This is a genomic window from Streptomyces sp. NPDC046900, assembly GCF_040644975.1.
Classification (GTDB): domain Bacteria; phylum Actinomycetota; class Actinomycetes; order Streptomycetales; family Streptomycetaceae; genus Streptomyces.
Genome location: NZ_JBEYXD010000002.1, coordinates 152,356 through 164,663, shown reverse-complemented (window position 1 = coordinate 164,663; position 12,308 = coordinate 152,356). Strand labels below are relative to the sequence as shown.

10 protein-coding genes are annotated in these 12,308 nt (G+C 68.4%); 9 read left to right on the top strand and 1 reads right to left on the bottom strand.

Annotation, left to right across the window (positions count from 1 at the left end; genetic code table 11):
- The first annotated feature begins 53 nt into the window (after positions 1 to 53).
- The 8 genes from ABZ904_RS02905 (at position 54) to ABZ904_RS02870 (ending at position 10,705) form a co-directional block, all read left to right on the top strand.
- A complete protein-coding gene (locus ABZ904_RS02905; RefSeq protein ID WP_359394268.1) occupies positions 54 to 989 on the top strand; it encodes a sugar ABC transporter permease in 936 nt (311 codons plus the stop codon).
- 15 nt (positions 990 to 1,004) lie between these two features.
- Positions 1,005 to 1,937, top strand: coding sequence for a carbohydrate ABC transporter permease (locus ABZ904_RS02900; RefSeq protein WP_359394269.1), 933 nt, complete (start codon positions 1,005 to 1,007; stop codon positions 1,935 to 1,937).
- A 199-nt stretch (positions 1,938 to 2,136) separates the two neighbouring features.
- Positions 2,137 to 3,336 carry an ROK family transcriptional regulator gene (locus tag ABZ904_RS02895; protein WP_360989875.1) on the top strand — a complete coding sequence of 400 codons (1,200 nt, stop codon included), beginning with the start codon at positions 2,137 to 2,139 and terminating at the stop codon, positions 3,334 to 3,336.
- Positions 3,337 to 3,469: 133 nt separating this feature from the next.
- Entirely contained in the window at positions 3,470 to 4,573 is a 1,104-nt protein-coding gene (locus tag ABZ904_RS02890; RefSeq protein WP_359394426.1) for a substrate-binding domain-containing protein, read from the top strand.
- Between the two features lie 178 nt (positions 4,574 to 4,751).
- Positions 4,752 to 5,543 (top strand): ATP-binding cassette domain-containing protein, encoded by a 792-nt coding sequence (locus ABZ904_RS02885; protein WP_359394273.1) that lies wholly within the window; start codon positions 4,752 to 4,754, stop codon positions 5,541 to 5,543.
- Positions 5,540 to 6,832 carry a sugar ABC transporter permease gene (locus ABZ904_RS02880; RefSeq protein WP_359394275.1) on the top strand — a complete coding sequence of 431 codons (1,293 nt, stop codon included), beginning with the start codon at positions 5,540 to 5,542 and terminating at the stop codon, positions 6,830 to 6,832. Before ABZ904_RS02885 ends, ABZ904_RS02880 begins: the two co-directional genes overlap by 4 nt.
- A 295-nt stretch (positions 6,833 to 7,127) precedes the next feature.
- Positions 7,128 to 9,062, top strand: coding sequence for a 1-deoxy-D-xylulose-5-phosphate synthase (gene dxs / locus ABZ904_RS02875; RefSeq protein ID WP_360989878.1), 1,935 nt, complete (start codon positions 7,128 to 7,130; stop codon positions 9,060 to 9,062).
- A 146-nt stretch (positions 9,063 to 9,208) separates the two neighbouring features.
- On the top strand, positions 9,209 to 10,705 hold the full coding sequence (locus ABZ904_RS02870; RefSeq protein ID WP_359394280.1) for an amino acid permease: 1,497 nt from the start codon (positions 9,209 to 9,211) through the stop codon (positions 10,703 to 10,705).
- Between the two features lie 23 nt (positions 10,706 to 10,728).
- Here ABZ904_RS02870 and ABZ904_RS02865 read toward each other — a convergent pair whose 3' ends face one another.
- Complete coding sequence (locus ABZ904_RS02865) at positions 10,729 to 11,127, bottom strand: NTP pyrophosphohydrolase (RefSeq protein ID WP_360989882.1); 399 nt, start codon at positions 11,125 to 11,127, stop codon at positions 10,729 to 10,731.
- A gap of 60 nt (positions 11,128 to 11,187) precedes the next feature.
- On the opposite strand from ABZ904_RS02865, the gene ABZ904_RS02860 reads away from it, so the two are divergent.
- Entirely contained in the window at positions 11,188 to 12,222 is a 1,035-nt protein-coding gene (locus ABZ904_RS02860) for a hypothetical protein (RefSeq protein WP_359394284.1), read from the top strand.
- Positions 12,223 to 12,308: the final 86 nt, after the last annotated feature.

Here is a 12,308-nt window from a genome sequence, read left to right as displayed (position 1 = left end):
CGTCGTATTCGGTGGTTTCCGGCCCGCACGGCACACCAGGGGCAGGCACGCCTATGCGCAAAGGGCAGTACCGGTTCGTCGCGGGATTTCTCTTCGTCCCCGTGGCGCTCTATCTGATCTTCGTGATCTGGCCGTACATCCAGACGTTCGGCTATTCGCTGACCGACTGGAAAGGCCAGTCGCAGACCTTCAAGTTCGTCGGACTCGACAACTACCGCGCGCTCTTGCAGGACGACGTCTTCCTGCAGGCCATCTGGCACAACATCCTGTTTTTGGTGTTCATCCCGGTGATCACCATTCTGCTCGCCCTCTTCTTCGCCTTCATGGTGAACGCGGGCGGCCGCGGACGGGCCGGCGGAGTGCAGGGTGTGGGCGGATCGAAGTTCTACAAGATCGTCTACTTCTTTCCGCAGGTTCTGTCGCTGGCGATTCTCGCGGTGCTGTTCAACGCGGTGTACCGCAGTGACGGCGGCGGTCTGCTCAACGGCTTCCTGATCAAGCTGGGCCTGGTCGACGGGAACAACCCGGTGGAATGGCTCAACGAGCCCAACCTGGTCCTGTGGGCACTGATCCTGGTCGTGGTCTGGCACGGCGTCGGCTTCTACCTGGTGCTGTTCTCGGCCGCCATGCAGTCCATTCCGAAGGACATCTACGAGGCGGCCTTGATCGACGGGACGAACCGGTCCCAGTCGTTCTTCCGTATCACCCTGCCGCTGCTCTGGGACACCGTGCAGACGGCCTGGGTGTACCTGGGCATCGTGGCCATGGACATGTTCGTCCTGGTCTCCTCGATGACCCAGAACATGGGCGCCTACGGCGGCGGCCCCGACCATCACAGCGACGTCATGTCGACCGTGATGATGCGCAACTTCCTCTACTTCGGCAAGAGCGGCTACGCCTGCGCCATGGGCGTCGTCATGCTGCTGCTCACCCTCGTCCTGTCCGTGGTCACGCTGCGCGCCACCCGCCGCGAGCGCATCGAGTTCTGAGCGGGAGTAACGACGATGAGTGCACCCCTCAAGGAGACCCCCGCCACCGGCATGGCCCCCTCCGGGGCCCCGGTGAGCAAGGCGCCGGCCCGCGCCGGCCACCGCCCGGGCGAAGGCGTCGTCCTGAACGTCTTCTCGCACGGCTTCCTCGCCCTGTGGGCCCTGCTGATCGTGCTGCCGCTGCTGTGGCTGGTGCTCAGCTCCTTCAAGACCGACGCGCAGATCGGCGGCTCGGCCTTCGGCTGGCCGCACGAGTGGTCCTTCGACGTCTTCCGGCGCGCCTGGGACAAGGGCATCGGCGACTACTTTCTGAACACCGTCATCGTGCTGGTCTTCTCCGTGCCGCTGACGATGCTGTTCGGTTCGATGGCCGCGTATGTGATCGCCCGCTACCAGTTCCCGGGCAACCGGCTGCTGTACTACTTCTTCGTCGCGGGTGCGATGTTCCCCGTGTTCCTCGCCCTCGTCCCGCTGTTCTTCATGGTCAAACGGCTGGACATGCTGAACACCTACCAGGGCCTGATCCTGGTCTACATCGCCTACTCGATGCCGTTCACGGTGTTCTTCATGCACGCCTTCTTCCGGACCCTGCCGACGGCGGTCTTCGAGGCGGCGGTCCTGGACGGCGCCTCGCACACCCGAACCTTCTTCCAGGTGATGCTTCCGATGGCGAAGCCGGGTCTGATCAGCGTCGGGATCTTCAACACCCTGGGTCAGTGGAACCAGTTCATCCTGCCGACGGTCCTGATGCAGCCGCAGAGCGGCGACGACCCCGAACGCTATGTCCTCACCCAGGGCCTCATCCAGCTCCAGCAGCAACAAGGGTACGCCTCTGACCTGCCCGTTCTCTTCGCGGGTGTGACGATCGCCATGATCCCGATGCTGGCGGTCTACCTGTCCTTCCAGCGTCAGGTGCAGGCCGGCCTGACGTCCGCGACGCTCAAGTAGACCAGGCCGGAGCCCAGCGCTCCGCAGCGGTCCGTGCGCGCGCCGCTCCTCGCTCCGGGGCGGCGCGCGTAGCTGTGTCCAAGGACCCGGATGCGGTTCAACCTCTTGACGGGAGGCAACCCGAACGGCTCAGCTTAGAGTTCACTAGTTGGACGTAGACGGGGCCTCATCGAGGCGGCCCCGTGCTCAGGAGGTCGTCGTGGAGACTCCAGGGTCGCAGTCGTCGCTGCACCGAGCCAACCTGGAGCGGGTTGTACGCGCCGTGCGGCTGGCCGGATCCCTCACGCAGGCGGAGATCGCGAGGACGACCGGCCTGTCGGCGGCGACGGTCTCCAACATCGTTCGGGAGCTCAAGGACGGCGGAACCGTCGAGGTCACGCCCACGTCGTCGGGTGGCCGCAGGGCCCGTAGCGTCTCCCTCAGCGGCGACGCCGGCATCGTCATCGGCGTCGACTTCGGGCACACCCATTTGCGCGTCGCGATCGGGAACCTCGCCCACCAGGTGCTCGCCGAGGAGGCCGAACCGCTGGACGTGGACGCGTCCGCCGCGCAGGGCTTCGACCGGGCGGAACAGCTGGTCAGCAGGCTGATCGAGGCCACCGGCGTGGACCGCTCCAAGATCGCCGGCGTGGGCCTCGGGGTGCCCGGCCCCATCGACGTCGAGTCGGGCACGCTCGGCTCCACCGCCATCCTGCCGGGCTGGACCGGCGCCAGGCCCGCCGAGGAGCTGCGGGGGCGGCTCGGCGTGCCGGTGCACGTGGACAACGACGCCAACCTCGGCGCCCTGGGCGAGCTGGTCTGGGGCAGCGGCCGAGGGGTCAAGGACCTGGCGTACATCAAAGTGGCGAGCGGTGTCGGTGCCGGTCTGGTGATCGAGGGCAAGATCTACCGGGGCCCCGGTGGAACGGCCGGAGAAATCGGGCATATTACCCTTGACGAATCCGGTCCGGTCTGCCGCTGCGGCAACCGCGGATGCCTGGAGACGTTCGCGGCGGCGCGGTACGTGCTGCCGCTGCTCCAGCCCAGCCACGGCGCCGATCTGACCATGGAAGGCGTGGTCAGGCTGGCTCGGGACGGTGATCCGGGCTGCCGCCGGGTGATCGCCGACGTCGGCCGCCACATCGGCAGTGGAGTCGCCAATCTCTGCAATCTGCTGAACCCGAGCCGGGTGGTCCTGGGCGGTGATCTCGCCGAGGCCGGGGAGCTGGTTCTCGGGCCCATCAGGGAGTCGGTCGGCCGGTACGCGATCCCCAGTGCCGCCCGCCAGCTCTCGGTGTTGCCAGGGGCTCTCGGGGGCCGCGCGGAGGTGCTGGGAGCGCTTGCTCTGGCGCTCAGTGAGATGGGTGATTCGACCCTTTTGGACGGAACCCTACCTGTCGTTGCCCCTGCCTTCACTTAGAGAACGGATGGCACCGTTGCCATCTCGTTAAGGATTTACTTCTTGACGTCGCACGTGCAGCCGAGTTGACTTCCAGCCACCTCGGCCGCAACGACGCGGCCTCGTCAGGGAGGTTTCTGAAGTGAACACGCGTATGCGTCGTGCGGCCTTCGCCGTTGCTGCTGGTGCCATGGCCGTCTCGCTGGCCGCCTGTGGCAGCGCCAAGGAGTCCGGTGGTGGCTCCTCTGCGTCGTCCCCGAGCGCCCAGAAGGGCGACTCCATCAAGGTCGGTCTGCTTCTCCCCGAGAACCAGACCGCGCGTTACGAGAAGTTCGACCGCCCCTTGATCGAGAAGAAGGTCAAGGAGCTCACGAACGGCAAGGGCGAGGTCGTCTACGCCAACGCCAAGCAGGACGCCAGCCAGCAGAACCAGCAGGTCGACACCATGATCACCAACAAGGTCGACGTGCTGATCGTGGACGCGGTGGACTCCGCGGCCATCAAGAACTCGGTCCAGAAGGCGAAGGACGCCGGCATCCCGGTCGTCGCCTACGACCGTCTGGCGCAGGGCCCGATCAGCGCCTACACCTCGTTCGACAACGAGACCGTCGGCAAGACCCAGGGTCAGGCCCTCCTCGACGCGCTCGGCTCCAAGGCCAAGTCCGGCAAGATCGTCATGATGAACGGCTCCGTCACCGACCCGAACGCCGCGCAGTTCAAGAAGGGCGCCCACGAGGTGCTCGACGGCAAGGTGAACATCGGCAAGGAGTACGACACCAAGGACTGGAAGCCGGAGAACGCCAACACCAACATGGAGGGCGCCATCTCCGCCCTCGGCAAGAAGAACATCATCGGCGTCTACTCCGCCAACGACGGCATGGCCGGCGGTATCATCACCGCCCTCAAGGCCGCCGGCATCAACAACATCCCGGTCACCGGCCAGGACGCGGAGCTCGCCGGTGTGCAGCGCATCGTCGCCGGTACGCAGTTCATGAGCGTCTACAAGCCGTACGCCCCCGAGGCCGACGCCGCCGCCGAGATGGCCGTCGCGCTCGCCCAGGGCAAGACGCTCGACACGATAGCCAAGGACAAGGTCGACAGCCCGACCACCCAGCAGGTCCCGTCCGTCCTGGTCCCGGTCCAGTCGCTGACCAAGGACAAGATCAACGACACCGTCGTCAAGGACGGCGTCTACACGGTCGCCGACATCTGCACGGCCCAGTTCAAGGCGGCCTGCGACAAGATCGGTCTGAAGTAATAGACCGCGAGCCCTTTCCCCGTACGGGAATTCCCTCTTGAATTCCCGTACGGGACTGGCGAACTAGGCTCCTCCGGCGCCCCGCAGTCACCAGCCCCGCAAGCTCGTCGCGGGGCGCCGGACGGAACATCCCCCTAATCTTCTGCACAACCTCCCGCCGGGTCAGGCGGCGAAGGAGATGGTTCACGTGTCCGCTACGCCCGTGCTGGCGTTGCGCGGGGTCTCCAAGCGGTTCGGTGCCGTTCAGGCGCTCACCGACGTAGAGCTTGAGGTCCACGCCGGTGAGGTGGTCGCCCTGGTCGGCGACAACGGCGCCGGAAAATCCACGCTGGTCAAGACGATCGCCGGTGTGCACCCCATCGATGAGGGCGTCATCGAATGGGAAGGCAAGCCCGTACAGATCAACAAGCCGCACGACGCCCAGAGCCTGGGCATCGCGACGGTGTACCAGGACCTCGCGCTGTGCGACAACATCGATGTTGTCGGCAACCTCTACCTCGGCCGCGAGGTCGTGAAGCGCGGTGTCCTGGACGAGGTCGAGATGGAGCGGCGCTCGCGTGAGCTGCTGGACCAGCTGTCGATCCGCATCCCCAGCGTCCGCATCCCCATCGCCTCGCTCTCCGGCGGTCAGCGTCAGACCGTGGCCATCGCCCGTTCCATGCTCGGCGAGCCCAAGCTGGTCATCCTCGACGAGCCCACCGCCGCCCTCGGTGTCGAGCAGACCGCCCAGGTCCTCGACCTCGTGGAGCGCCTGCGCGAGCGCGGTTACGCCGTGATCCTCATCAGCCACAACATGGCCGATGTGAAGGCCGTCGCCGACAAGGTGGCGGTGCTGCGTCTGGGGCGCAACAACGGCGTCTTCGAGGTCAAGTCGACCTCGCAGGAAGAGATCATCTCCGCCATCACCGGCGCCACGGACAACGCCGTGACCCGTCGTGCGGCGCGCAGCAATGGGGAGATCAAGAAGTGAGCATCGACAAGACCTCCACGCCCGCCGAGGACCACGTCGTGGAGAACCCCGAGGCGGCCGCCCATGCCGTCACCGCCGTCGACCCCCGGCTGCTGGTGCGTGAGCAGGGCTTCAAGGGCTATGTCACCGAGTTCAAGCGCAAGTTGAAGGCCGGTGACCTCGGTGCCATTCCGGTCGTCATCGGTCTGGCGATCATCTGGATCATCTTCCAGAGCCTGAACTCCAACTTCCTCACGGCCGGCAACCTCTCCGACATCTCCGTCGCCATGGTCGGCACGGGCATGATCGCCGTCGGTATCGTCTTCGTGCTGCTGCTCGGTGAGATCGACCTGTCGGTCGGTTCGGTCTCCGGTGTCGCGGGCGCCTCCTACGCGGTGCTGACCGTCACCCACGGCATGAACGCCTGGCTCGCCTTCGTGCTGGCCATCCTGACGGGCACCGTCGCGGGCGCGATCCACGGCTTCTTCTTCGCGAAGATCGGTGTGCCGGCGTTCGCGGTCACCCTGGCCGGTCTGCTGTTCTGGAACGGCTTCATGCTCCAGATCCTGGGTGACAGCGGCACCATCAACCTGGACAGCGAGGGCCTCGTCGCCAAGCTGACCAGCTACTACTTCTCCGACGTGGCCGCCTCCTACGGGCTCGCCCTCGCGGTGACGGTGATCTTCTTCCTCAGCTCCTACTTCGGCAACAGGCGGCGCGAGGCCGCCGGTGTGCCGTCCCGGCCGCTGAGCGAGACCATCCTGCGCACGGTGCTCCTGGCGATCGTCGCCTTCGCCGTGGCGGCCGTCTACAACCAGTACAAGGGTCTGCCGCTGGCCGTGGTGATCTTCGTCGGCGTGCTGCTGATCACCGACTTCGTGCTGCGCCGCACCGCGTACGGCCGCAAGATCTTCGCCCTCGGTGGCAGCGTCGAGGCCTCTCGGCGAGCCGGTATCAACGTGGACATGGTCCGGATCTCGGTCTTCGCGATCTCCGGCACGTTCGCCGCGATCGGCGGTCTGTTCATCGCGTCGAAGATCGCCTCCGCCAACCAGGGTGCCGGTGGCGGTGACCTGCTGATGAACGCGATCGCCGCGGCGGTCATCGGTGGTACGTCGCTGTTCGGTGGCCGCGGGCGCACGTGGAACGCGCTGCTCGGTGTACTGGTCATCGTGTCCATCCAGTACGGCCTGGCCCTGGAGGGCATCGCCTCGCCGGTCCAGTACATGATCACCGGTGGCGTCCTGCTGGCGACCGTCGTCATCGACGCGGTCACCCGGAAGACGCAGAAGTCGGCCGGCCGCGCGTAAGCGCTCCGCGGAAAGCGCCGTCCGGGTACGGCGGCGGTTCCCCCGGCAGCGGGTCCGCTGTGGCTGGTCCAGCCCACGCGGCGGAACCGCATGATGCAACCGGGCCGCGCCCCCTGAGGGGGCGCGGCCCGCGCTCTTGACCTGCGCCCGGTACCGATGGTGGTGCCGGGCCCGGCCGTGTCCCGCCGGACGTGTTGCGCGGAAGGTGAGGGCCGCCCATGATCCGCACAGACGGAACATTAGACTCGACGGGCCCGGCAAAAGCTCGACTCAGCTCTACTGCAAGGAGGCACGGGTGCCGCTGCTGACCCGCATCAGGGGACCGCGCGATCTGGACCGGCTCAGCCTGGAAGAGCTGGACCTGCTGGCAGAGGAGATCCGGACCTTCCTCGTCGGCGCCGTCTCCAAGACCGGCGGCCACCTCGGCCCCAACCTCGGTGTGGTCGAGCTCACCATCGCCCTGCACCGCGTCTTCGACTCGCCCAGGGACAAGGTCCTCTTCGACACCGGTCACCAGGCCTACGTCCACAAGCTGCTCACCGGCCGTCAGGACTTCACCGGGCTGCGCAGCAAGGGCGGCCTGTCCGGGTACCCCTCGCGCGCCGAGTCCGAGCACGACATCATCGAGAACTCGCACGCCTCCACGGTCCTCGGCTGGGCCGACGGCCTCGCCAAATCCAACCAGCTGCTCGAGCGGGACAGCCACGTCGTGGCCGTCATCGGCGACGGGGCGCTGACCGGCGGTATGGCCTGGGAGGCGCTCAACAACATCGCGGACGCGAAGGACCGCCCCCTGGTCATCGTCGTCAACGACAACGAGCGCTCGTACTCGCCGACGATCGGCGGGCTTGCCAACCATCTGGCCACCCTGCGCACCACGGACGGGTACGAGAAGTTCCTGACCCGCACCAGGGAGGTCCTGGAGCGCACGCCCGTCGTCGGCAGGCCCCTCTACGACACCCTGCACGGCGCCAAGAAGGGCCTGAAGGACTTCATCGCCCCGCAGGGCATGTTCGAGGACCTCGGGCTCAAGTACGTCGGCCCGATCGACGGTCACAACATCGAGGCCCTCGAGTCCGCCCTCTCCCGCGCCAAGCGCTTCGGCGGCCCGGTCATCGTGCACTGCCTCACCGAGAAGGGCCGTGGCTACAAGCCCGCCGAGCAGGACGAGGCCGACCGCTTCCACGGCATCGGGCCCATCCACCCCGACACCGGCCTGCCCATCAAGGCCTCCGCCGCCAGCTGGACCTCCGTGTTCGGCGACGAGATGGTCAAGCTCGGGCGCGACCGCGACGACATCGTCGCCATCACCGCGGCGATGCTCCAGCCCGTGGGCCTGAAGAAGTTCGCGGACGCCTTCCCGAACCGGATCTATGACGTCGGCATCGCCGAGCAGCACGGCGCGGTCTCGGCGGCCGGTCTCGCCACCGGCGGAGTGCACCCCGTCTTCGCGGTGTACGCGACCTTCCTCAACCGCGCCTTCGACCAGGTCCTCATGGACGTCGCCCTGCACAAGTGCGGCGTGACCTTCGTACTCGACCGGGCCGGTGTCACCGGTGACGACGGCGCCTCGCACAACGGCATGTGGGACATGTCGATGCTCCAGGTGGTCCCGGGTCTCAGGATCGCCGCCCCGCGCGACGCCGAACAGCTGCGCGCCCAGTTGCGCGAGGCCGTCGACGTCGACGACGCGCCGACCGTGCTGCGCTACTCCAAGGGCGTCGTCGGCCCGGCCGTCCCCGCGGTCGGCACCGTCGGCGGCATGGACGTGCTGCGCAAGGCCGACGCCCCCGTACCGGACGTGCTGCTGGTCTCCGTCGGCGCGCTCGCGCCCATGTGCCTGGAGGTCGCCGACCTCCTCGACAAGCAGGGCATCTCCACCACCGTCGTCGACCCGCGCTGGGTCAAGCCGGTCGACGAGGCGCTCGCCCCGCTCGCCGAGCAGCACCGCGTGGTCGTCACCGTCGAGGACAACTCTCGGGCCGGCGGTGTCGGTTCGGCGATCGCGCAGGCGCTGCGCGACGCGGGCGTGGATGTGCCGCTGCGTGACTTCGGCATCCCGTCGCGCTTCCTCGACCACGCCTCCCGCAAGGAGGTCCTGGCGGAGATCGGCCTGACCGCGCCGGACATCGCCCGGCAGGTCACCGGGCTCGTCGCCAAGCTCGACGGCCGGTTCGACCGTGCGGATGCCCCGGGGGTCGTGGACCCGATGGAGTCCGCACGCGACTGACCTCTCACCGCTGGGCTGCCTGGGCCGGTTCCGCCATCCTTTACGGTGGCGGAACCGGCCCGTTTGCGTGATCCCCCCGCGCCGGGGCATACGGACTTCGCCCCCTCTCGATCATGTCGGGGACGACAAGCGTGGGAGGTCCGCCCGTGAGCCGCACCCTCTTCCGGACGAAGAGCGTCGAACAGTCGATGCGGGACACCGAGAAACCCGAACACGCGCTCAGAAAGACCCTCTCCGCCCTGGACCTGACCGTGTTCGGAGTCGGTGTCATCATCGGCACCGGCATCTTCGTGCTGACCGGCAAGGTGGCCAAGGAGAACGCGGGCCCCGCCGTCTCCCTGGCCTTCGTGGTGGCCGGTGTGGTCTGCGCGCTCGCCGCGCTGTGCTACGCGGAGTTCGCCTCGACGGTCCCCGTCGCCGGATCCGCGTACACGTTCTCCTACGCCACCCTCGGGGAACTGCCCGCCTGGATCATCGGCTGGGACCTGGTCCTGGAGTTCACGCTGGGCACGGCGGTGGTCGCGGTCGGCTGGTCCGGGTACATCCGCTCGCTGATGGACAACGCGGGCTGGCACCTGCCCGACTATCTCGGCGGACGGGACGGGGCGCACGGCTTCGGCTTCGACATCCTGGCCGCCGCGCTGGTCCTCGTGCTCACCGCCATCCTCGTCGTCGGCGTGAAGCTCTCGGCCCGGGTCACCGAACTCGTCGTCGCCATCAAGGTGGCGGTGGTGCTTATCGTGATCATCGCGGGTGCCTTCTTCATCAACAGCGCGAACTACCAGCCGTTCGTCCCGAAGCCGCGACCGGTGGAGGCGGGCGGCACGCTCTCGGCGCCGCTCATCCAGCTGATGTTCGGCTGGGCACCGTCCGACTTCGGCGTGATGGGCATCTTCACCGCCGCCTCCGTCGTCTTCTTCGCCTTCATCGGTTTCGACATCGTGGCGACGACGGCAGAGGAGACCCGCAACCCCCAGCGCGACGTGCCGCGCGGCATCCTCGGCTCGCTGTTGATCTGCACCGTGCTGTACGTGGCGGTGTCCATCGTGGTCACCGGTATGGAGAACTACTCGAAGCTGTCTGTGGACGCCCCGCTCGCCGACGCCTTCAAGTCCGTCGGGCACCCCTGGTTCGCAGGTGTGATCAGCTTCGGGGCCGCCGTCGGCCTGACGACCGTCTGCATGATCCTGCTGCTCGGGCAGACCCGGGTCTTCTTCGCGATGAGCCGCGACGGGCTGCTGCCCCGCTTCTTCTCCCGGGTTCACCCGCGGTTCAAGACGCCGCACCGGCCGACCGTGCTGCTGGGCGTGGTCATCGCCGTCGTCGCGGGTTTCACCAGTCTCAGCGAGCTCGCGGAACTGGTGAACATCGGCACGCTGTTCGCCTTCATCGTGGTCGCGATCGGCGTGATCATCCTCCGCCGGACCCGTCCCGACCTGCACCGTGCCTTCCGCACTCCGCTCGTCCCGGCGGTGCCGATCCTGTCGGTGTGCGCCTCGCTGTGGCTGATGCTGAACCTGCCCACGGAGACCTGGCTGCGGTTCGCCGTGTGGCTGGTCGTCGGCTTCTTCGTGTACTTCCTCTACGGCCGCACGCACAGCCGCGTCGGCCGCGAGGAAGAGCCACGGCCGACCGGGCGATGAGGACGTCACCGGCCGGGCGGTACTCAGCCGCGCTGTGCCGGCGGCTCCTCCTCACGCAGCGTGCCCGGTCCCGCGAACTCGGCGCCCAGTTCCGCCACCCGGCGCCGCAACTCGCGGTCCGCCGTGACCACCACGACGGGCCGACCCCCCGCCTCCGCGACCAGTTCGACGATCCGGTCGTCGCCGCTGCCGGGCGCCGACTCCACCCGTACGTGGGGTATCGACTCCACCCCGCGGGCCGCACCCTCGACCACGAGCACCATCTCCACGGGCCCGGGACGGCCCGGAAGTCCCGCCTCGGCGTACCGCACGAGCCGGTCCCTCAGTCGCTCCGCCGCGCCCCGCCGGTCGCGCCACCATCCGTCGGGCACCGACCCGACGACGTTCGCGGCATCGACGACGACAAGGGGTAGGGCACTCATGTCCACAGCCTCGCACGAGAGCGGCCCGCTCGCTTGCGCGTGCCCGATTAGAGTGGGGGAGTGTCAACGGTGCGTACGGTCAACGGCCGCTGGCTGCTGCGCGGCAGGGGCGGCAGCCTGAGCGCCTACGCGGCGCGGGACGAGGCGGTGTGGTGCCGTGCCGAGCGGCATCCGGGTCTTCCCTGGGGGCCCGCACGACGCGTGGGCGGGGACCAGCGTCTGCATGCCGGGCCCGGCGTCGGACAGGGCAGCGACGGGTACGCCCATCTCGTCGCCTGGCGTCCCACGGTCCGCGGCGAATCGGGACTTGTGCACTCCACGCACTTCCGGCCCCACCTCTCCGCCCTCGACTGGACACCGATCGGCCACCCGGACAAGAAGGGGGACCGGACCGGTGTACCGGCGGTGGCCGTCGACGACGAGGGCCGTGCCCATGTCTTCGTGCGCAACAAGGGCGGCGGCGTCAGCATGGTCGCCCAGAAGGAGAAGGGCGGCTGGGACCCCTGGCGCGACCTCGAGGGGAGCGCCGTCCACGAGGAGTTGGCGGCGGTGACGGGGGAGTCGGGGCGCGTGGAACTGTACGCGGCCGTGTCCGGCGGCATCCTGCACTGGCGGCAGCAGGCGCCGGGCGAGCAGCCGGTCCTGGAGGAGACGCTGGAGGCCCAGGTCCGCCCGGGAACGCTCCACGCCCTCGCCACCTCGCCGGACAGCACCACCCTCCTCTACCTCGATGAGTCCGGCGATCTGTGCGCCTGGCGACCCGGAGGCAAGCCGGTCACCGTGCTGGGCTCCGCCGGCCCCGGCCCGGTCTGTGCCGTGCGCTGCGAACTGGACGGTCAAGACTGCACGTTGCTCGCCCAGCGCTCGGCCGGGGGCCGCGCGGTGTTCGCCGCCTACCCCACCGGGCGGGAGTCGGCCGGCGCCTCGTGGACCGAGTCCGGCCCCCGGCTTCCCGTGGACGCCGAGGTGTCGCTGACGGTGGACGCGGACGACCGGGTGGTCGCCGCCGCGTTCGCCCCGTCCACCGGTGAGCTGCTCCTCGCCCGCCGCACGGACGGAACGGGCCTCGCACTGGAGGCGTGGCAGCCCGTCTGACGGCGGATCACCCGCGCCGGGCGGCCCGTTGGGCCCTGGCGTTCGTGAAGACGAGGAGAGGGCCCCCGCCGAGGCGGGGGCCCTCT